Annotated in this window: 17 protein-coding genes; 3 read left to right on the top strand and 14 right to left on the bottom strand. The window is 42.3% G+C overall.

All coding sequences use genetic code 11. The annotated features are described in order from the left end of the window. Positions 1–44: 44 nt before the first annotated feature. Both FTU03_RS12520 and katE read right to left on the bottom strand, forming a co-directional pair. On the bottom strand, positions 45–254 hold the full coding sequence (locus FTU03_RS12520; RefSeq protein WP_166135421.1) for a hypothetical protein: 210 nt from the start codon (positions 252–254) through the stop codon (positions 45–47). Between the two features lie 57 nt (positions 255–311). After that, positions 312–2435 (bottom strand): catalase HPII, encoded by a 2124-nt coding sequence (gene katE, locus FTU03_RS12525; RefSeq protein ID WP_179993163.1) that lies wholly within the window; start codon positions 2433–2435, stop codon positions 312–314. A 664-nt stretch (positions 2436–3099) separates the two neighbouring features. On the opposite strand from katE, the gene FTU03_RS12530 reads away from it, so the two are divergent. The 3 genes from FTU03_RS12530 to FTU03_RS12540 all read left to right on the top strand — a co-directional run bounded on the left by FTU03_RS12530 (position 3100) and on the right by FTU03_RS12540 (position 8393). Beyond that, on the top strand, positions 3100–3597 hold the full coding sequence (locus tag FTU03_RS12530) for a Dps family protein (RefSeq protein ID WP_004783133.1): 498 nt from the start codon (positions 3100–3102) through the stop codon (positions 3595–3597). A 506-nt stretch (positions 3598–4103) separates the two neighbouring features. Then, positions 4104–5696, top strand: coding sequence for a sensor domain-containing diguanylate cyclase (locus tag FTU03_RS12535; RefSeq protein ID WP_179993162.1), 1593 nt, complete (start codon positions 4104–4106; stop codon positions 5694–5696). A gap of 144 nt (positions 5697–5840) precedes the next feature. Beyond that, positions 5841–8393, top strand: coding sequence for an EAL domain-containing protein (locus FTU03_RS12540; protein WP_179993161.1), 2553 nt, complete (start codon positions 5841–5843; stop codon positions 8391–8393). Here the strand turns inward: FTU03_RS12540 and FTU03_RS12545 are convergent. The 12 genes from FTU03_RS12545 to nirB all read right to left on the bottom strand — a co-directional run bounded on the left by FTU03_RS12545 (position 8383) and on the right by nirB (position 22583). Beyond that, complete coding sequence (locus FTU03_RS12545) at positions 8383–9024, bottom strand: ATP-binding cassette domain-containing protein (RefSeq protein WP_179993160.1); 642 nt, start codon at positions 9022–9024, stop codon at positions 8383–8385. The two genes, FTU03_RS12540 and FTU03_RS12545, sit on opposite strands and share 11 nt — an antisense overlap. 1 nt (position 9025) lies before the next feature. Then, positions 9026–9709: a molybdate ABC transporter permease subunit gene (gene modB / locus FTU03_RS12550; RefSeq protein WP_179993159.1), complete on the bottom strand. Its 684-nt coding sequence runs from the start codon at positions 9707–9709 to the stop codon at positions 9026–9028. 26 nt (positions 9710–9735) lie between these two features. After that, on the bottom strand, positions 9736–10497 hold the full coding sequence (gene modA, locus FTU03_RS12555) for a molybdate ABC transporter substrate-binding protein (RefSeq protein ID WP_179993158.1): 762 nt from the start codon (positions 10495–10497) through the stop codon (positions 9736–9738). Between the two features lie 15 nt (positions 10498–10512). After that, the gene (locus FTU03_RS12560; protein WP_179993157.1) at positions 10513–11742 is read right to left on the bottom strand and encodes a molybdopterin molybdotransferase MoeA; all 1230 of its coding nucleotides are present in this window, start codon (positions 11740–11742) and stop codon (positions 10513–10515) included. After that, positions 11742–12665, bottom strand: a complete 924-nt coding sequence (gene moaCB, locus FTU03_RS12565; protein WP_179993156.1) for a bifunctional molybdenum cofactor biosynthesis protein MoaC/MoaB — start codon at positions 12663–12665, stop codon at positions 11742–11744. The genes FTU03_RS12560 and moaCB overlap by 1 nt, the downstream gene beginning before the upstream one ends. A gap of 49 nt (positions 12666–12714) precedes the next feature. Next, positions 12715–13263 carry a molybdenum cofactor biosynthesis protein MoaE gene (locus FTU03_RS12570; protein WP_179993155.1) on the bottom strand — a complete coding sequence of 183 codons (549 nt, stop codon included), beginning with the start codon at positions 13261–13263 and terminating at the stop codon, positions 12715–12717. Position 13264: 1 nt separating this feature from the next. Beyond that, positions 13265–13516, bottom strand: coding sequence for a MoaD/ThiS family protein (locus tag FTU03_RS12575; protein ID WP_005234437.1), 252 nt, complete (start codon positions 13514–13516; stop codon positions 13265–13267). Position 13517: 1 nt separating this feature from the next. Further along, on the bottom strand, positions 13518–14570 hold the full coding sequence (gene moaA / locus FTU03_RS12580; RefSeq protein ID WP_179993154.1) for a GTP 3',8-cyclase MoaA: 1053 nt from the start codon (positions 14568–14570) through the stop codon (positions 13518–13520). Positions 14571–14705: 135 nt separating this feature from the next. Continuing rightward, the gene (locus FTU03_RS12585) at positions 14706–15344 is read right to left on the bottom strand and encodes a molybdenum cofactor guanylyltransferase (RefSeq protein WP_179993153.1); all 639 of its coding nucleotides are present in this window, start codon (positions 15342–15344) and stop codon (positions 14706–14708) included. After that, entirely contained in the window at positions 15341–18121 is a 2781-nt protein-coding gene (locus FTU03_RS12590; RefSeq protein WP_179993152.1) for a nitrate reductase, read from the bottom strand. The genes FTU03_RS12585 and FTU03_RS12590 overlap by 4 nt, the downstream gene beginning before the upstream one ends. 280 nt (positions 18122–18401) lie before the next feature. Next, positions 18402–20012 (bottom strand): nitrite reductase small subunit NirD, encoded by a 1611-nt coding sequence (gene nirD / locus FTU03_RS12595; protein WP_179993151.1) that lies wholly within the window; start codon positions 20010–20012, stop codon positions 18402–18404. Positions 20013–20036: 24 nt separating this feature from the next. Beyond that, entirely contained in the window at positions 20037–22583 is a 2547-nt protein-coding gene (gene nirB, locus FTU03_RS12600) for a nitrite reductase large subunit NirB (RefSeq protein WP_218949863.1), read from the bottom strand. Positions 22584–22614 lie beyond the last annotated feature (31 nt).

The raw sequence follows: 22614 nt of genomic DNA on the forward strand, positions 1-22614 counted from the left end.
CTTCCTCAAAAATATCGATATTGTGGTCATTTGATGAAAGCCAGTTAAGGAAAAAGCCTTTTCATCTGTTTTAAACGGGTCATCAGTCCTAGTACCTTACGGCGTGCCATAATTTCTTCTTCACTAAAAGGCAACTCTTCTCTGAGTTGACTCATAGGTAGGTGGTTATGTTCGATCAGATAAATATCCTGCTCCCTGCTCCATTGCGCATTTTGCATCTGTGCCAGTAATTTTTTAGGATCTGGTCTCGCCATAAAAGTTTTATTCCTTGAAATAGAGAATAGAAGCCGAAGCTTCTATTCTCATGGTATTTATGCAGGAATAGTTTCTGAGATCAATTCACGCGCCCAAACACGGTGATTCATGATCAAGGTCTTGAAGCTATCTTGCACAGTATCGAATTGAGAATTTGCTAAAGTACCTTCATCACTAATCAGTTTTAGATCTTCAATCAGCTGACCTTTATCTCCCAAGAAGACAATCGGTTTCAGATGCTTATAAGCCTCAAGCAGATAGTGAGTCGCGATACCATCTTTCAGCACCATGTCATAGTTATCGCCATCGACAATAACCACAGCATCATAGGCAATTGACGGTTCAGCTTTCTGCATACCATCAGATGGGATCACTGTACCTTGCTGGCTCAGAACTGGTCCTGGACGAGGTGTTAACACATCAGCCACAGCACTCTCTGATTCAGCCCAAGCCTGTACAGCTTTAATACTGGCTTCATTGGCTTTGTCATGTGCCAGAATTGCGATTTTACGTGCCTTAATATCGGCAGGTTTAAACGCTTCAAAAGACAGGCGCTTAGAAATCAGAACATCAGGCAGTTTTGCGGCTTTTTTCTCAGCTGGGATTTCAATACCTAATTGATCCGCGACCTGTTGAGCCAGCGTCAAGTCAATATTGCACAGCACTTCGAGAACTTCACGTTCACGGATATTTTGGCGTTGCACTTTACTCAGTTCGAAGACATAGGCATCAATAATATGCTTCTGCTCATGCGGTGCCTGGCTTTGATAGAATAAACGAGCATGAGTGAAGTGATCGTTAAAGGACTCACTACGCTGGCGGATTTTATGACCGTCAATACGCTCCTGATAGCTTTCAAAACCACCTGCCTGAGTCGCACCTGGCGCTTCAGCTGGCCAGTTATCATCAATCGAGTTTGGTTCGTAGTTGGCCTGTCCGGTGTGAATAAGACGTTGATGCAGACCATCACGCTGATTGTTATGGAATGGGCACACCGGCTTATTAATTGGAATCTGATGGAAGTTTGGACCACCCAAGCGGCTCAGCTGAGTATCAGTATAAGAGAACAGTCGGGCCTGTAGTAGCGGGTCGTTGGTAAAGTCAATACCAGGAACCACGTGACCTGGACAGAAAGCAACCTGCTCAGTTTCACCGAAGAAATAATCAACATTACGGTTCAACACCATACGGCCAATTGGAGTCACTGGAACCAGTTCTTCCGGAATGATTTTGGTTGCATCCAGCAAGTCAAAATCAAATTTCATCTCATCTTCTTCAGGAACGATCTGTACGCCTAATTCCCATTCCGGGTAATTACCGGAAGCAATCGCTTCATACAGGTCACGACGATGGAAATCCGGATCCTTACCTGCCAGTTTTTGCGCTTCATCCCATACCAGCTGTGTCAAACCTTGTTTAGGCGTCCAGTGGAACTTCACAAAGACAGCTTTATTTTCGGCATTGATGAAACGGAAGGTATGCACCCCAAAACCTTGAATCGAGCGTAAATTACGTGGAATAGCACGATCCGACATTGCCCACATCACCGCATGTGCAGATTCAGGTACAAGAGAGACAAAGTCCCAGAAAGTATCATGTGCTGACGCACCTGATGGAATCTCGGTTTGTGGTTCAGGTTTCAGCGCATGGACAAAATCAGGGAACTTGATGCCATCCTGAATAAAGAATACTGGCGCATCGTTGGCCACCAGGTCAAAGTTACCTTCATCCGTATAAAACTTAGTCGCAAAACCACGAATATCACGTACCGTATCTGCTGAACCGCGAGGACCTTGTACTGTAGAGAATCGAACAAAGACTGGAGTCTGGGCACCGGTATTGGTTAGAAACCCGGCTTTAGTCCATTTTTCATTGCCTGGATAAGCTTCAAAAAAACCATGTGCCCCAACACCACGTGCATGCACAATTCGCTCTGGAATACGCTCATGATCAAAATGGGTAATCTTTTCACGGAGAATAAAATCCTCCATTAAAGTTGCCCCACGAACACCCGCTTTTAGACTGTTCTGGTTATCCGAAATTTTGACACCTTGGTTAGTAGTCAGTGTCTGTTCGGTGGAGTCACTACGATATGCATCAAGCTGCTCACTTTTTTTATTGGTATTCTGCTTATCTAAACCATTTTTACCTGCGGCTGGACTGTTCGCCTTAATTTTCATGACATTTTCCTTGCTGATCTTGAGTTTAGTGAAGTCTTTTTTTGCCTATCTCAAATTCGCTTGAGTTTTATTCAACATCTTGGCGTTTTTACAGAAAAATAAAGTTCCACTTTTATCTGCATGCGGTGAGCTGTTGCTGAGTATGAAAATCTTTTTATTGATTTCGTCTGTATCCCTAACATAACGAGATTTGACGAATACATTGCTGAGTCTTTGTAGTGGCTTGTTTAATAAAGGCACAGTTCTGTTATTTTTCTTAACCACACAGTTTTCTTGCCGAGTAACGATCACAAAGTTCGAAAAATTTAAAGCTGATAGTTTTTACTAAAAGATAAAATCATGAAATAAAGGCTTAATCATCTAAAAATGAAAACAAGTTTTTAAAAAACTGATCCAGACATTTGAGTTTTATAAGGCAAAATTAATTTCTTTATACAGTTACAATCCTGTCACCAGGCTATACAGAACGCCTATACTTATATCTTTGCCCGTCCTATAAACTATATAACTCAGAAGTACTTAAAATTATTTCCACATATAAATAGTGGCAAAAATCTATTTCATATAAAAGGTCATGCTGCCAAGATTTCCTATCTTTTCAGCCATGACTGGCAAACTTCTATTTTAAAAGATATCTCTCTACAAAATTGTTAAGGAGTAAAACATGGGCTCTTCAGAAAAAAATGCTAAAGCTATGAAAATTGATATTGGTATTTCTTACGAAGACCGTGCCAAAATCGTCGAAGGTCTATCTAAATTATTGGCAGACAGCTATACCCTCTATTTAATGACCCACAACTTTCACTGGAATGTCACCGGACCACAGTTCAATAGTCTGCACAGCATGTTTATGACCCAATATACCGAACAGTGGAATGCTCTTGATCTGATTGCAGAACGTATCCGGGCCTTAGGCTTTGCCGCACCCGGCACTTACCAGCAATTTGTTAAGCTGACTGCTATTAAAGAAGTAGAAGGTGTACCAGATGCCCAAGAAATGTTGCGTTTATTGGTAAATGCTCATGAAACGGTAGCTCGTACCGCACGCAATCTTTTTGAAGTTGTTGATGAAGTCAACGATCAACCGACTGCAGATTTAATCACGCAACGTCTTGATGTGCATGAAAAAACAGCCTGGATGTTAAGAAGTACTTTAGAGTAATTAACTTTTCTCATTGAGAAAATAACTGTAAAATCAGAAAATTAGCTTTTTCTAGAACAAATAAGTGCTCAAATTTAAGTCATATCCTTTTGAGCACTTATTTATCTCACCTTCCACCCTATAGTGAAGGCTTTGAAAAATAAATATTTACCTTTTAAGAAATTATTTTTTAATCAATAAATCTTTATTTATTATCTATTTAATTATATTAGCTTAGATAGGGAATTTGGCTTTTAAATAAAAATTTCTTATATTATAAAAATATAATTTTTACTAAATCAGCATTTAATCACTTTTTTTGATCTCAGTCTTTTTCCATATCTTTTAAATATATTGAACAAATGGACCAAACCATTTCTGCTTACAAAATAAGCAACAGATTAAGCTTCAAAAATGCTTACAAACTGAATATTATTCATCTAAAATAGAGAACCACATCACATAATATAATTATTGAAATATATTGTATACATTTTGTATTTCTGAAAGATTCAGGGGATTAAGTTATGAGTGTTCAAAAGCTGCTCATTTCACTCAAACTTAATTTACGTAAATTGATTTTAATCCTTTTACTTGTGAGTCTGGTGATTCTTTTTTCAATTACATTGATTGTGAGCAATGTAATTCACCGACAGCAACTGATTAATAATTCTCTTGCAACTAATTATGAGTATGCAGCTAAAGTTGCTTCTATTTCTGATTTATATTTTAAAAATATATTTAATGATTTAAGCCTCAGTGCCAATATTATTAAGAATGGCTTTCATAATGAGCAGTTATTAAAAACTGAATTAAACAGATTGATTCAACAATCTAATTCTTTTAGCAGTGTTTTGATCAGCGATGCAGATGGTCATGTCATCGAATATGCGCCTGAAATCTTGAAATTAGATAAAGTTGCGATTATCCGGTCTTTGGGCTTTAGCAAATCACTCGAATCAAAGAAGCCTTATATTTCCTCACCCTATTATTCATTAAAAGGTAATCTGGTCGTCCTGGTTAGTTTTCCCATCTTTGATCAGAATAATAAATACCAAGGCTTTATTGCAGGGTTTATCTATTTACATGAAGAATCCTTATTAAAGACACTTTTAAGCGAAAATTATGGTTATAAAAATAGCTACTTATATGTTTTTGATAAAGAACATAAAATTATTTATCATCCAGAAAGAGAGAGAATTGGAAAAACATTCCAACACAATACCGGTTTAGCTTATATGGAGTCTCATAGCTCAGGTAAAATAAAATTAAACAACGATATGGGAGTTAGCGAACTAGCAAGTTTTGCAAAAATTCCTACGACTAACTGGACCGTGGTGTTTCAGCAGCCTACAGAAGATTTATTCGCCCAAGCCCGTCTTCTTGCCTACAAAGTAATTGGCACAATTTTTGTTATCTATATTATTATCTTTTTAATCATCTGGCGTATTTCAAAATCTATTACCTCTCCATTAAATGATCTTGCCAAAATGGCAAGTCATTTGAATGATCCAGGTATCACTGAAAAGATTAATCATATTACGCCTTGGTATTTTGAAGTTTTTAAATTCAAGAGATCCCTATTATCTAGTGTAAACGTTTTTAATCAGGAGATTGAAGAACTTAAACAGGATACTTTAACCGATCCTTTAACCGGCTTTTATAATCGTCGTGGCTTTGAACTATTTTTAAATGATTTAATTAGCAATAAAACTTATTTTGCTGTGGTGGTTTTGGATATTGACTATTTCAAGAAAATTAATGATCGTCATGGGCATGATATGGGTGATGTGGTATTAACCAAAGTTGCCGGATTTATTCGGGAAAGTTTTCGTGAACAGGATATTTGCTGTCGCGTTGGTGGTGAAGAATTTATTATTCTTGCGCCAGTCAAAGAGATTTCACATGCAACTAAAATCGCTGAAAGATTAAGACATAAACTGGCATCGACTTATTTACTTGAAGTAGGAATAGTCACTGCTTCACTCGGTATTGCACACTGGCCTTTAACTTCGTCTGATATCAAAGAAGTTTTAAAACAAGCAGATACGAATTTATATCAAGCCAAACATTTAGGGAGAAATCGTGTGGTGACAGGTGAAAAAAGTGCTCAGTTATAATATTTTTATACAGTTATTAAGTAGATAATTTAAATATATTATTTTGTTATTGTGTTATGGGGTTTAGATCTTTTATTCAAAAAAACAGTATAATTTCTCTAATACTTCTAGGTTTATATAGAGGTTTATACTTAAGGATACAATATGACTTCTTTTTATAATGGAGGCACCAGCCAAGAGATTTTTAATCTGATTGGTCAAGCTGCTGCCTTAGAGGATATCATAGATGCGATTACCGCATGGTTAGGGGACAAAATCCCGGATGCACTGGTATCTGTCATGTTGTATTCGGAACAGGAACAAACGCTTAATTTAATAAAAGAACCAGCCTATTTTTCCAGAGAATATGTAGAAGCTTCAAAAGATCTAAAAATCGGCCCGAATGTTGGCGCTTGTGGTGCAGCTGCATATCATCGTCGTTTAGTGGTCTGTGAGGATTTACTCAATGATCCGAACTGGGTCGCATATAAAGATCTGGTTAAACAAAATGGTTTAAGAGCCTGCTGGTCGGTACCAATTGCCAACGGGAGTGGCAAACTTTTTGGCTCTTTTGGTACTTATTATCGTTCGATCAAGTCTCCTACTCCCAATGAAATTGACCTGCTGCAATATGCAGCTTCGCTGATCGCCTTAACCTTTGAGCTGTATGAAGAACGCAAAAAACGAAATCAGCTCAAAGATAAATATCAGTCATTTTTCTCTTTTCATCCCGATGCAATTTTTGAGCACAATCTGGATGGCAATATTGTAGATGCCAATCTGGCCACCAAATTTTTTAACGAAGTTGGTGTTAAATCGCATATCGGAACTAAAATTGATCATTTTATTGAACCTGAACATCGCCCTCTTGCCTTAGAAGCCTTTGAGCAGGCCAAGCATGGCTTGACTGGACATCTTGAAGTTCAGGCACATAACTCGGCAGGACAGAAATACTGGCTCGATTTAACTTTTTTGCCAATTAAAGTGAATGAGGAAATTGTCGGTATTTTTAGCGTGGCACGCGACATTACTGAACGTTATCAAAACAATGAAATGCTGCGCTTAATGAAACGTAGTGTCGATGCAAATCCGCATGGCATTATTTTAACCTCGGCAGAAAATGACCAGCCTATTGAATATGTTAATCCGGCCTTTGAGCAGATTACCGGTTATAGCCTGGAAGAACTCAAAGGAAAAAATTGCCGCATCTTGCAGGGACCTGATACTTCCGCGGAAAGCGTCCAGCAAATCAGCGAAGCCATTCAGAATAAATCTGAAATCAAGATTGTCCTGAAAAATTATCGTAAGGATGGACACTGGTTCTGGAACAAGCTGAATCTCGGCCCGGTCTTTGATGATAATCATAAATGCACTCATTTTATTGCCATTCAACAGGATGTGAGTCAGCATGTTGCCCAGCAAGAACTAATCGCTTATCAGGAATCACATGACCATTTAACCGGCTTTATCAACAATAAGCTGTTTGAAGAAGTGGTTCAGGAAAAACTGCATCTAGCGCAGAGTGGTTCTGCAAATCTAGTGCTTTTATATCTGGATCTGGATGATTTTGAACCTTTGAATCAAAGCCTCGGTCATGATATTGGCGATAAAATTTTAAAACTAGTGGGCAATCGTCTGAGCCAAAACCTGGAGCCGGAAGATGTAATTTCCAGATTTTCAGGAGATGAGTTTGCAATTTTATTAACTCAAATGAATGATCTCAAGCAAGTTGCTGTACGTGCCGAAGAAATCATCGCCGGATTATCTCAGCCTTTCCATGTGGATGGCTATGATATTCACCTGAGTGCAAGTATCGGTGTCGCTGATGCTGATCCCGACATCAAATGCGTTAAGCAGTTTATCAATGCAGCCAAGGATGCCATGCGTGATGCTAATGCCGAAGGGGGTAATACTTGGCACTGGTATAATTTCACGAAAGAGCCTTTACCGAAGGTAGATTATGTACAGCTTCGTCATGAACTGATGGTCGCTCTGCATGAACAGCAGTTTAAACTGTTTTATCAGCCGATTCTGGACAGTGAAACGGGCAAGGTCAAATGTCTGGAAGCTTTGATCCGCTGGCAACATCCAGAAAAAGGCTTTATTTCTCCTGCCGATTTCATTCCTTTTGCAGAAAGGACCGGGCAAATCGTCTCAATTGGCGAATGGGTACTTAGACAGGCCTGTGAGGAAGTTAAAGCCTGGAATATGCAGCATGAGACTCAAATTTCGGTTGCCGTCAATCTATCTCCTTTACAGTTTAAAAGAAGTGGATTCCTGAGTGATCTCCAGCAATTATTAGCGGAAATTGAATTCCCGCATGAGTTACTAAAACTCGAAGTGACTGAAAGCATGCTGATTGCCAGCGGTGATAAGTCCATTGAGATCTTAAAAAATGTCCGGGCTTTGGGCATTAAAGTTTCGGTGGATGACTTTGGCACTGGTTATTCGAGTTTAAGTTATTTACGTAGTCTTCCGATCGATGAAATCAAACTGGATCGTAGCTTTGTTCAGCATTTACCTGGCAATCCACGAGATGAGGCCATTATTGAAGCCATAATTACCCTAGCGCATAAGCTGGATCTGGAAGTCGTTGCGGAAGGAATTGAGAATCCTGAACAGGCTGAGTGTTTAAAATCACATCATTGTGATTATCTGCAAGGTTTTTACTATGCAAAACCTGCCCGGCTCAATCAGCTAGAGTTAATCAGTTTCTGATTAATGTTCCCTGTTTGAGCAGTACAGTTTCAGCTTCTAAGTAAGCTAACTCTTCTAAATGATGGGTCACATAAATCATCGGTAAATTCAGCTCATCTTTGATCCGTTTTAGAAAAGGTAAAATCTGCTGTTTTAACTGTTGATCCAGTCCCGTTAAAGGTTCATCTAGTAGCAACAAATTTGGTGAAGACAATAATGCCCGACCAATAGAAACGCGCTGCGCTTCTCCACCTGATAGCTGATGGGCTTTGCGATAAATTAGAGGCTTTAATTCTAATAATTCCACGATGTCTTCAAACTGGAATTTTCGATCTGCTTTAGATATCAGTTTTTCTGCATAACATAGGTTCTGCTGCACATTCATATGTGGAAACAGCAAAGCATTCTGGAAAACTAATGCAATCTTGCGCTGATGCATTGGAATATTAATTTTCTTTTCTATATTGGTTAAATCCTGCTGATTAAACTGAATATATCCTTGGTCAGGTTTTAATAGTCCAACAATATTTTTGAGTAAAGTACTTTTTCCGCTTCCAGATGCACCCACGATCCCTAACAGTTGCTGCGACATTTCCAGTTTAATATTCAATCTGAAATCGGCTTGTTGATATTGAAAATCACATTTCAACATTTCAGCCTCCCAATTTCCGTTGATAGTTTTGCAAAATAAAATAATTGGCAATTAAGGCTGTAAATGCCAAGAAAATAGATAAAGTTACCAAACGCATCGCCATTTCTTCACCATTCGGTTGTTGCAATAAGGAATAAATTGCGATGGGAATAGTGCGGGTTTCATCCGGTATATTGCCTACAAAAGTAATGGTGGCGCCAAATTCACCCAGACTGCGGCTAAAACATAAGATGCTGCCAATCAGCATACCGGGAATCGCCAGAGGTAAATTGATACTCCAAAACACTTTCCACGGTGCTGCTCCCAATGAACCTGCGATATGTTCGAGTTGCTGATTCATGAGCTGAAATGACAAACGGATCGGTTGCACCATCAGCGGAAATGCCACAATCATCGAGGCCAATACCGCCCCTTTCCAGTTAAATGACAGTTGTAGCCCGAGTGTATTGAGATATTGGCCAATCATGCCTTGATTACCAAACAGTATCAGAAGCAGATAACCCAAAACCACAGGTGGCAGCACCATCGGCAATTGCAAACATGCTTCGACCAGAAACTTAAGCCGAAATTCATATCTGGCCAAAACCCAAGCCAATGCTACTGCAAAAGGTAAACAGAATAAGGTCGCAAAGCTGGCCACCTTGGCAGACAGGTAGAGCGCACTGAGTTCTTCTGGACTTAACATCTTGCAGTTATTTCTCCAGCCATTGTCTAGGGGTTCAGCCTAAATCCATATTTTTGAAAGATGGCTTTAGCCTGCGCACTTTTTTGTATAAATTGTTCAAATTGCACTGCTTCTTTATTCTGTGCGCCTTGCCATGTCAAAGCTAAAGGATAAATAATCGGACTATGTAAATTTGCTGGGAAAGTACCGATGATTTTTACTTTTCGGCTGATCAAGGCATCAGTTTTATAGACAATCCCAACTTCACACTCGCCACGTTCGACAAAAGCCAAAGCCGAGCGCACATCATCCGTTCCAACAATTCGTCCTTTTAAGCCATTTAACCAGTTCAGTTTGGTCAGACTTTGCTTGGTATATTTTCCGGCAGGCACTGATTCCATTTGCCCGGTACATACATAACCTTTAAAGGACTGGGCAAAATTAAAACTGGACTGGGGTTTAAAATGAATATTCAGATGTTTCGGGCTGATCGCCACTAACTGATTTAACAGGATGGGATGAACTGAACTGGAATTTATAAGTTTCTTGTGTACCAGATAATTCATCCAATCCTGATCAGCTGAAAAGTATAGATCACTACTAGCTCCTGCTTCGATCTGTTTGGCTAAAGCAGAAGATGCACCAAATACGGAAATAATCTTAGTTTGTGGATGTTGGGCTTGGTAAATCCTGGAAATTTCGGTCACAGCATTATTTAGACTCGCTGCGGCGTAAACCTTCACTGTTCCTGCATGGACTGAGGAAAACATCATGGCAATGCACATGGATAAAAACAGAGATTTTTTCATGTGCATCTACCCTTATCAGTGAATAAATAAGCCTTGAACAAGATCCCCTTCTTTCAGGCTTTTTCCTGCCGGAATGCGAACCAGACAATTGGCCTGCATGAGATTGCTCAGCATATGTGATTGCTGCTTAGACAGACTTTTAACTCGTAAAACCGACTGCTCAAAGCTGGCAGACATTCTTAAAAAGCGCTCTCTGGCATTCATTTTCAGATCATGGGTGAGTACAGCATTAAACCAGTTCGGCTGAGATTTGTGTCCTTGTAAGGCATTTAATAAAGTTGCGGTGTAGATCTGCATGCCCACATACACTGCTGCGGGATTGCCCGGCAAACCCAGCAGATAACAATGTGAACTATCATTGCGCTGTAGCTGGGCAAAGAACATCGGCTTGCCCGGCTTCTGTTTTACTTTCCAGAATATCTGGTCGAAACCTAAATTTAGTGCTACAGGCCGAATGAAATCATAATCTCCGACAGATACACCGCCCGTGGTTAAAATCAGGTCATGGCTTGCTGATAATTCTTGAATGAGATCCCATACTGCCGCTTCAGTATCTGCAACATGAAAAATCTCAACCTGCTGCCCAGCTTGCTGAAACCAGGCTTCAATCAGGGGACCGTTGGCATCAAAAATTTTACCCGCTGCAAAATCCTCGATACTTTCAGCAACTTCATCACCTGTAATGACCACAGCCACTTTAGGATATTGAAAAACCTTAACAGTATTGATCCCCGCCATGCTTAAAGAGGCAATTGCACCGACTGACAGCTGCTGACCTTTATTGGCCAATAATTGCCCGACTGAAATTTCTTCGCCCACATCCCGAATATCGGCATGAATTTTAAGCTGTTCCGTAATTTTGATTCTGGATAAATCAATTGCTTGAACGATTTCCTGACGTGCGACCGTAGTAGTCCCAAGCGGAATTTTAGCGCCGGTAAAAATCCTGACTGCCTGACCATCCTGAAGTTGCAGCTCATCCTGTTGCCCTGCCCGAATTTCACCGATAAGCTGAAACTCACTTTCTGGTTCAATTGCAGCTTGGGTACACAGTGCATAACCATCTACGGCACTTTGCGAAAATAACGGTAAATTAATCCCAGAATAAATATCTTCTGCCAGATAACGATTCAGGGCCTGATTCAACTTCAGTCGTTCAGTTGCTAACACTTGAGTATGCTGCAAAATCAATTCTAAAGCCTGATCTACTGTAATCAGACCATGGTCTGCTCCGCATCCAGACATTATTGATAACCACCTTGATGTGGAATATTTTTCTGCACATCAAATAAATGTACCAACGCTGGTAGTACAGCAATTAAAGATTCTTTAGCCCCTTGTCGGCTGCCCGGTAAAGTCATTACCAAACTGTTATCAATATAGCCCGCAACGCCACGACTTAAAGCTGCATACGGCGTGCGTTTCTGGCCGAAACTGCGTGAAGCTTCCATGAGTCCAGGAATTTCCCGTTTCAGTAAAGGCTGTAAAGTTTCAACTGTTAGATCTTTAGGACCTAAGCCTGTTCCACCTACAGTCAGGATCAATGGATAGTCATTTTTCTGTTGATGAACCAATGCCAATAACTGTTCAGGATCATCTGGAATTACCTGATAGGCAATATTTTCAAAATTGGCTTCTTGTAATATTTCCAGGACATTTTGCCCTGCTGTATCCGGTTTTTTACCGGCAGCGACTGTATCTGAAAGCACAATGATGGATGCTGGCAAGGCTTCTTTTAAGACACGGGTAAAATGCGATTTACCGCCTTTTTTCTTTTGCAATTTACATTGATCCAGACATAAGTCTTCCGGTTCACAATGTGGTTTGAGCATGTCATAGAGGGTTAATCCAGCCAGACTAACGGCAGTCAAGGCTTCCATTTCCACACCAGTTGGACCAATAGTCTCTACTGTGGCAATAATTTCGACATGTGCATCAAACAGTTCATATTCCACATCTGCACGATAAATTGGTAAGGGATGACAAAGTGGAATCAGTTCATCGGTTCGTTTAGCCCCTAAGATTCCGGCGATGCGAGCTGTCTTTAGAGCATCACCTTTTTCCGTATTGCCATTTCGTAATAACTCAATGCAATGTGGCGGTGCATGCAGAATCCCTGTAGCTACTGCAGTCCGATAACTTTCTGCTTTCATCCCGACATTTTTCATTGCATGTTCCTATAGTTCATTTCTTCTTAAAACGTGTGTCTGTTCTGACTTATATCGGCCATTGATAGATGAATGGTGTATTCTCTTTGGCATGATGACAATGTTGATGCGTCTCATCTGAATGTTTTGGATGATGATGCATGTGAGCAGTTTCTACATCTTTACGGATACAACATCCCTCAACATATTGACTGCTGCCATCCATATAAAACTCTTCTTTCCAGACTGGCACCTCATGTTTGACCCGCTCTACTGCTTCCTCACAAGCAGCAAAAGCCTCATGTCGATGTGCAGCATAAGCAATTGCAATAATGGCTTTTTCACCAATATCTAATGCCCCAATTCGATGAATCACCCGCACATAGGACACGCCGTATTTGGCCTGGATTTCCTGTTCAATCTGGCGAATCATTTTTTCTGCAACAGGTGCATAGGCCGTATATTTCAGTGCCTTGACTGCTTTACCTTCATGGTGATTGCGTACCGTTCCAATAAATACTCCAACTCCACCACATTCAGGAAAAGACTGGATCGGATCAAAACTTTCCAGATCTAAAGTAGTATCTTGAATCCTAGAAAATTGCTTGAATTCGCTCATTTCAGCCTCCTGCGACAGGTGACAACAGCACCAAAGTACTGTCAGCATTAAGAGGTGTCTGACGTGAAATGATGTCTTCACCAATGGCACAGGCACAGCGTTCAATCATGCCAAATGCATCAGGATAATCTTGTCCCACCTGATTCAAAACTTCAGATACGGTACTTTGAGATTTGCAGATAATTTCGAGATCTTGCGGTAACTGTCGCTCTACCGCACCGAAGGCTTCAATTCTGATTCTGATCTGTGACATCTTAGCCTCCTATCATGTGCATACTAATTTTGCGGCTGTTTTGATTCATACTTTGATTTTTTAAACGCTGCTCTATGGCATGAAAGCCCTGTTCTTTGTTCCAGATATATCGGGATAAAGCACCATACAAATTCAACTCACTTAGAGCGACAGATGAATTTAGTGATTTGATTTCCTTTTTAAGATTCAAGCCTTGAGGTGCAAACAGGCAGTTATAAAATTCACCTTGTGCAGTCAATCGCAAGCGGTCACAGCTGCCACAAAATGAATTGGTAATGGTTGAAATAATTCCAATCGGATGGCCATCAATCAGATACTGGCGTGCGGGTTCCGAAGCTGATTGGGCAGAATTATTAGTTTTTTGAGTGAGCGTAAATTCAGTCGCCAAAGTTTCTAAAATGTATTGTTCACTGACTACATGCTCAGTAGACCAATTGTGATCACCATCAAGTGGCATAAATTCGATAAAGCGCAGGACAATATTTTGCTGAACTGACCAGCGCGCCAATGGCAGGATCTGATCATCATTGATACCCTGCATCAGCACGGTATTGATCTTAATCGGTAATCCAGCGACTTGTGCTGCCTGAATTCCTTCCAGCACAGGTGCCAAATCTTTTTGAGTCAGCTGTTTAAACTGATCAGCATCCAGACTGTCCAAACTAATATTCAGGTCATCCAGTCCCGCCTGCTTTAAGGCCTGTGCATATTGTTTTAAGTAATGCGCATTCGTAGTCATGGAAATGCGTTGTAGTCCCAGCTTTTTCAGCGCTTGCAGTTGTTCAACAAAATGCACTACGCCCTGACGCATTAACGGCTCACCACCAGTAATGCGGATATACTGGATGCCATGACGCACCATAAAATCGCAAAATTGATACAGCTCTTCAAAACTGAGCAGATCGTGTTTTTTCATCCATTCAGGATGTTCAGGCATACAATAAACACATTTGAAATTGCAGCGATCGGTCACTGAAATCCTTAGCTTGCGCTTGCCACGACCGAACTGATCGACAAACAAGGCATCATTTTTAAGCTGTGTCATCATATTCATGTTGAACATCCATCTTCAGGCATTGGGCGGGTTGTTGCACACATGCGGTGCGCGAAACTCAAATCGCCCAATCTTGTAATAATTAGAATTGCAATAAGTGTTCCAACTTTGTGCCAAAAGCAAAATATTCAGTTTTTAGTGCAGAAATTTGAGCTGTTGATACTGTTGCAGTTCATCCAGCGAGTTAATACTGTGAAAAAATAGCGCACGATTTTTAAAACGTGCCACTTGTGCGTGCAAATCAGCAAAACAGTGTTTAAGACTGCGCTGTTCCTGTTCAAGATGTAAGTTCAGGGTTGCCAGACTGCTGCGTTTGACCAGACAAAATGGATAAAGTGGCTTGCCGTTAATTTCCACATAGGCCACTTCAGCCAGACTATTTTTGGCTAGAGCCTGGTGTAACTTGAGCAATACTTTGGAAGGAATATAAGTTAGGTCACAAGGGACAAACAGTACATAATCCGACTGCACATGCGACCAGGCACTTTTCATGCCCATTAACGGCCCCTGAAAGCCCGGCTCATCATCTTGATAATAATGAACACTGGGAATAAGTTTCTGGTAAATGGAATAGTCGCGATGGCTGTTAATCCAGACCTGTGCAACATTCGATTTCAGCTGTTGGTGAATCTTGATCAGCTGAATCTGGTCATCGAATTTCTGCAACAGTTTGTTGATGCCATTCATGCGTCTTGCCTGTCCACCCGCCAGGATCACCAGATCAGTACGCGGATAGGCTGTTTTATTATTTTCTCTCTCGGCTCCTTTTTTCATTCTACCGTCTCCAATTGACATGTTTTAATCAGGCCACGGATTTCAGGTAAACACGAACCACAATTCCCTCCGGCTTTTAAACATGCGGTCACCTGTTTTTCATCCGTAATATTTTTAGTTTTAATGGTTTCAATGATGCGGTTTTTACCGACTTTAAAACAGCTACAGACCAGTGGACCTTCATTATTTGCCATCGACATTGGTTGTCCGGCAAGTAGAGCCTTACGGTGCATAGCACTTAAACGTTCACGTTTAAACAGACTTGCCACCCAGTCACGGTCCGGCAATAAGGCCTTCGGTGCAATATATAGGCTGGCAATCACATGACCATCCTGAAGTATCACGCTATGACTGATATGGGCGGTCTGATCTTCAAGATTCAGCCATTCAAAACTTTCATCCTGAAATGGCAATAATTCTTTTAAATGCTCAGTGGTATAGCTAAATTTCTTCCGGTCTGCCAGTTCATAACGTACTGCCTTGCTGGTAGTGATTTTAGTCCACCACACAGTGGCTTCAATCGACGGCTGTACGATTTTTTCAAAGCCTTGACGCACATAAAATACGCCTTGCCACTGGCTATAAAATGGATGGATGATAACCGGAGTATGCTTGAATTCTGGCTCACCCGAAATAGCATCCACTACCGGATTCACCAGTTTGCCAATACGCGCATCGGATGCGACCTGATCATTCCAGTGAATGGGTGCAAAGACCTGTCCACGGCGGATATTGTCACTAATAGTCGTACGCAAGACACAATTGCCCCACTGTGATTTGACTTCAACCAGTTCGCCATCCTGAATCCCATATTTCAAGGCATCATGTGGATGAATTTCACAATACGGCTCAGCACGATGGGTACTTAAATTGGCAGAGAGACCGGTACGGCTCATGGTGTGCCACTGATCCCGGATCCGGCCGGTATTGAGAATTAAAGGATACTCACTGGAAACCTGATTTACCGGATCAATCGCTGTGGTGGCAATAAACTTGGCTTTGCCATCCGCATGACTGAACTGGCCTTGAGCAAATAACCGGGTGACAGATTTCGCATCTTGATGCTTATCCCAAACTGGCCACTGCACTGGATCCAGTTCGTCATATTCTTGTGCAGTTAAATTACTTAAGCCTTGCAGGTTGAAATAACGGAAATATGAGGTGTCTGTACGTTTATGCAGTTCGGCATTCTGATAGGCAGAAAGCCCTGCATGCTCCTTAAAGATTTCATAACTATTCTGGAAATCGAAGCCATTAAAGCCCATGTGTTTTGCCACTTGAGCAATGGCCCACCAGTCCGCTTTGGCTTCACCCGGTGCATCCAAAAATGCATGCTGACGTGAAATACGACGTTCCGAATTGGTCACGGTGCCATCTTTTTCTCCCCAGCCTAATGCAGGCAGCAAGACATCGGCATATTGGGTCGTATCTGTATCTTGGCAAATATCGGATACCACCACGAATTCGCATCTTTCTAGCGCACGTTTGACCTGATCTGCATCTGGTAAGCTGACCACCGGATTGGTGGCCATAATCCAGATCGCCTTGATCTTGCCACTTTCAACGGCCTGGAATAAATCAACTGCTTTCAGTCCTGCTTGTTTAGCAATATACGGACTTTGCCAGAAATTTTGTACCAGCCGCTGATGTCCCGGATTTTCTAAATCCAGATGTGCAGCCAGCATATTGGCTAGCCCCCCGACTTCACGGCCGCCCATCGCATTTGGCTGACCAGTCATGGAAAATGGCGCTGCGCCCAATTTACCAATTTTGCCTGTTAATAGATGACAATTGGTAATGCTGTTGGCTTTATTCACCCCTTGCGAAGACTGATTGACCCCCATTGAAAACAGGGTCATAACTTTTTCAGTTTCAGCGAATTTCTGATAAAAAGTTTGCAGTTTCTCGACTGCAATACCGGTACGTTGAGCAACTTCTTGAATCGGAGACTCAGCTTCACTTTGTACTAAGGCTTGCTCCAAGCCTTGTGTATGTTGAGCAATAAATTCTTGGTCTGCGTGACTATTTTTCCAGAGGTACTGCAATAAGCCATTAAACAGTGCCACATCCTGACCTGGCAGAATTGGTAGGTGTAGATCTGCTGCTTCACAGGTACTGGTAAAACGCGGATCAACCACGACCACAAACAGGTCGCGCTGTTCCTTGGCTTTCATAATGCGCTGATACAGCACTGGATGACACCAAGCGGTATTGGAACCGACCAGTACCACCATGTCAGTATGTTCGAAATCTTCGTAGCTGGCTGGAACCAAATCTTCGCCGAAAGCTCGTTTATGTGCAGCAACAGCTGAAGACATACACAGACGTGAATTGGTATCGATGTTTGCAGTACCGAGATAGCCTTTGACGAATTTGTTCACTACATAATAGTCTTCAGTCAGCAGCTGACCCGAGACATAAAAGGCAATGCTGTCACGACCATACTGGTCGATACATTGCTGAAATTTATTGGCAATGGACGAAACTGCAGTATCCCAACTCGTGTCTTCACGCTGATCTTTCCGACCCAGCATTGGCTGTAGTAGACGGGTTTCCAATCCTAAAGTATCTGCTAGATTACTGCCTTTGATGCATAACTTGCCGAAATTGGAAAGATGGTTAGCATCGCCTTCAACAGTCACTTTCGGACCTGATGTGGTCGGCGTTACATGTGCAGTCACACCACAACCCACGCCGCAATATGGGCACGTGGTCTGTGTGGTTTTAGTTTTTAATTCTGTGGAGCTTTCAATTTCCACAACGGGAATACTGTTCATGGATGCTCCTTAGGAGTTGAAACACAATTTAATTCTTTTCAAAAAAGGTTCATTACAACGGTGTCTTTTCAATGCAACTCATTTATTTGGATCAACCTTCGGTTCGACCTACTTTTCTTTCGGGAAAAGTAGGCAAAACCATTGTCATCCGCAAAACTCGCCCTCATCCGGCATGTATCAAAAAGGTCGCAGAAACATTCATTTTCATATTTTGTCTTGGCTCAAACAGTTGCGGATGACGTTTCCGCGGATCTTGGTTTCACCATGACAAATTGATTTTTTACCCTGCTTTCTTTAATGCAAAATCCCGACCAAACAGCAGTTTATTTCGAATCGAAGTGATCGGTGTCTGATCTGCAATCAGTTCGGCATACCAGGTACCGTCTTCCGTATCACCAAACAGCACCGCACCAATGACTTTATCCTTTTGAATAATAATGCGTTTATAGATCTGACGCTTTTCATCATTCAGTACGATATCTTCAAAATCATCTTTTGGTTCGAAGTCACCTGCAGAGAACACATCACAACCACTCACTTTCAGCTGAGTCGGAACCGTTGGCGATTTAAAGGTCAGGCTGCCATGCTCGGCCAGATGTGATGCACAAATGAACGCCTGGCCCCAAAGTGGTTCAACCAGACCAAAGGTTTGACCACGGTGCTCGATACATTCACCCATCGCATAAATACTTGGGTCAAAAGTCTGCATGGTGTCATTCACTAGCACACCACGGTTGCAACGCAGACCGGCACTTTGCGCCAATGCGATATTTGGACGAATACCAACTGCGAAGACCACCAAATCAGCAGCCAGCACGGTGCCATCTTTTAGTTTCACTTGGGTCACATGACCTTCTTCACCAATTAAGCATTCGGTATTGGCTTCAGTCAGGATGGTGATACCTTTCTGCTCAATCGCTGTTTTCAGCATCTGACTGGCTTTGCTGTCCAGCTGACGATCCATGATACGATCCATCAGATGCAATACTGTGACATTCATGCCTTGCTGTTTCAGACCGTAAGCTGCTTCCAGACCCAGTAGACCACCACCAATCACCACCGCATTTTTCTTGGTTTTGCAGTAGTCCAGCATGGTATTTACATCATAGATGTCGCGGAAGCTGAGTACACCTTTTAAGTCGCTACCTGGAATTGGCGGAACGAATGGTTTGGAACCCGTCGCCAGAATTAAACGGTCATAACTGATCACTTCGCCTTTTTCGGTATAAACCTGCTTACGCAGACGATCGATACGAACCGCTGGATCACCTGCAACCAGACGGATACCTTTGTCGGCATACCATGCATGCGGATGTAGCATGATGTCATCAATGGTTTTCTCGCCAGAAAGCACTGGCGACAGCATGATGCGGTTGTAGTTACCCCACGGCTCTTCACCAATCACAGTAATTTCATAACGGTCTGGTGCCATATCCAGCAGGTCTTCCAGACAACGCATGCCTGCCAGACCATTACCGACCAGTACCAGTTTCATTTTTTCCGGTGAAACACCGTTGTTGGTGATATAGGTTTTTTGTGGCACTGGGCTAATGAACACCTTGCCATTTTCAATTTTGTTTGGAAATACCAGCAGTTTTTGATCTTTATCTTCCAGACAGCGGCCAGTCGCCAGACTGAAATGTTGCTTGTAAATTGGTGAAGCGACAACACGCTCGCCTTGCAGGTCACCAATGATACCGCGTGACATCACAAATGCTTTACTAAATGGATCTTGGTTACTGAGTGCATAAACACGTTTTTCTGAGCCCACACGGAATATCGCAATTTGCTGATCTTCCACCAATGCCGCTACGCCAGTATTTGGGGTAATGTCATCCAGTGCACACACTTCAACCCAATTCAGTTCATTCATATCTTTTAAAATTGTCATATTCTTGCTCCTTTATTCTTTGAATCAGGCTTCAACTACCGGAATACGGCTGGCATTGCGTTCAGCTTCAGTTTTTGGACGGATCTGACCGCGCACTTCAGTAAATTGAACGTGCGGATCGTTTTGCTGTTCAGCCTTGGCATTAATAAAGGTTTTGAAACGTTTACGGACTTCTGGATCTTCAACTGCAGTACGCCATTCATCCTGATAAGTGCCCACCACATGCTCCATACGACGCTCGAGTTCTGCTGCCAGACCCAGTGAGTCATTCACAACGACATCTTTCAGATAATCCAGGCCACCTTCGAGATTGTCGCGCCATACTGAAGTACGTTGCAGACGGTCTGCAGTCTGGATATAGAACATGAAGAAACGGTCGATATAGCGGACTAGAGTTTGTGTATCCAGATCTGATGCCAGCAGTTCCGCGTGGCGTGGTTTCATACCGCCGTTACCGCAGACATACAGGTTCCAGCCTTTTTCAGTGGCAATCACACCGACGTCTTTGCTTTGTGCTTCGGCACATTCACGAGTACAGCCAGATACCGCCATTTTCAGTTTGTGTGGAGAACGTAAGCCCTTGTAGCGGTTTTCCAGATAGATCGCCAAGCCCACAGAATCATCCACACCATAGCGGCACCAGGTGCTACCCACACAAGATTTCACGGTACGCAGCGATTTACCGTAAGCATGCCCCGATTCAAAACCGGCATTGATCAGTTTTTCCCAGATTTCTGGTAATTGATGCAGTTGCGCACCAAACATATCGACACGCTGGCCGCCAGTCAATTTGGTGTACAGACCATATTCTTTAGCAATTTGACCAATGATGATCAGACCATCTGGAGTGACTTCACCACCTGCCATACGAGGAACGACAGAGTAAGTACCATCTTTTTGAATGTTACCGAGGTAGTAGTCGTTACTGTCTTGCAGGCCGGCATGGCTTGGTTTCAGGACAAAGTCGTTCCAGCAAGATGCAAGAATATTGGCCACTGTTGGCTTACAGATATCACAGCCCAGACCATGACCATGTTGCTGGATCAGGTCATCAAAAGTTTTGATCTCATTGACGCGCACCAGGTGATACAGCTCTTGGCGTGAATAAGCAAAGTGTTCACACAGATGGTTATTCACTGTCACGCCTTGGCGTTGCAGTTCAGACTTCAATACTTGAGTGACTAAAGGTGCACAACCACCACATGCAGTAGCGGCTTTGGTGCATTTTTTCAGAGCGCCTAGTGAAGTTGAACCATCGGCAATCGCTGAACAGATATCCGCTTTAGATACGTTATTACATGAACAGATCGTTGCGCTGTCTGGGAGCAGATCTACACCGCTACCGCCTGCTTTTGCAGTCGCTTGATCAAAGCCCGGCATGATCAGGCTTTCCGGATTTTCCGGGATTTCCAGACCATTTAGCATCATTTGCAGCAGGTCGTTATATTCTTTGGCACAACCGACCAGCACTGCACCGAGCAGTTTGGTTTTTTCAGCATTAACTACGATTTTTTTGTAGATCTGCGCTGCTTCATCTGCATAGAAGTAGCTCAGTGAACCTGGTGTCATGGCATGTGCATCGCCAACTGATGCAACATCCACACCCATCAGTTTCAACTTGGTGCTCATGTCTGCGCCAGTAAATGAGGCACATTCTTCTTGAAGTACATGTTTCGCAGCAATACGTGCCATGTCGTAGCCGGGCGCAACCAGACCAAAAATCTTGTTATTCCACAGCGCACATTCACCAATTGCGTAAATGTCCGGATTTGATGTCTGGCAGTAATCATTGATCACGATACCACCGCGCTCACCAATCGCCAGCCCACTTTGACGTGCTAGCTCATCACGTGGACGGATCCCTGCAGAGAACAGAATGATGTCAGTTTCCAGCTCGGCACCATCACCAAACTTCATCACATGTTTAGCATTTACGCCGTCTTCAATAGACGAAGTTGCTTTTTGGGTATGGACTTTAACGCCTAGATCTTCGATTTTGCTGCGTAATACTTTACCGCCTAGATCATCAATTTGAACGGCCATCAGGCGTGGTGCAAATTCAACCACATGCGTTTCCAGATTCAGGTCACGTATTGCCTTAGCTGCTTCCAGACCTAACAGACCACCACCAATGACTACACCCGTTTTGGCATTTAAGCTCGCTGCACGAATGGCATCCAGATCTTCAATAGTACGGTAAACAAAGCAATTTTCACGATCATTACCCGGAATTGGTGGAACGAATGCATAAGAACCCGTTGCCAGAATCAGCTTGTCATAGGTCAGTTCCTCACCATGCTGGGTGGTTACTGTACGTGTTACCTGATTGATAGAAACCGCTTTAGTGCCTAAACGCAGATCAATACCATACGCATCCGCAAAGTCAGATCGACATAAAGTTAAATCTTTTGCAGATTTGCCGCTAAAATATTCAGTTAAATGTACACGGTCATAAGCCAGACGCGGCTCTTCTGCCAGAATAGTGATTTCAACCTCATCACCCGCATGCTCAAGCACAGATTCAATAAATTTGTGTCCTACCATGCCATGGCCAATCATTACCAGTTTCATATTCCTTCTCCTAAATTTTCTAAATCTTGTA

It is taken from the genome of Acinetobacter sp. YH12046, assembly GCF_013419905.1.
In the GTDB taxonomy this organism is placed as follows: domain Bacteria; phylum Pseudomonadota; class Gammaproteobacteria; order Pseudomonadales; family Moraxellaceae; genus Acinetobacter.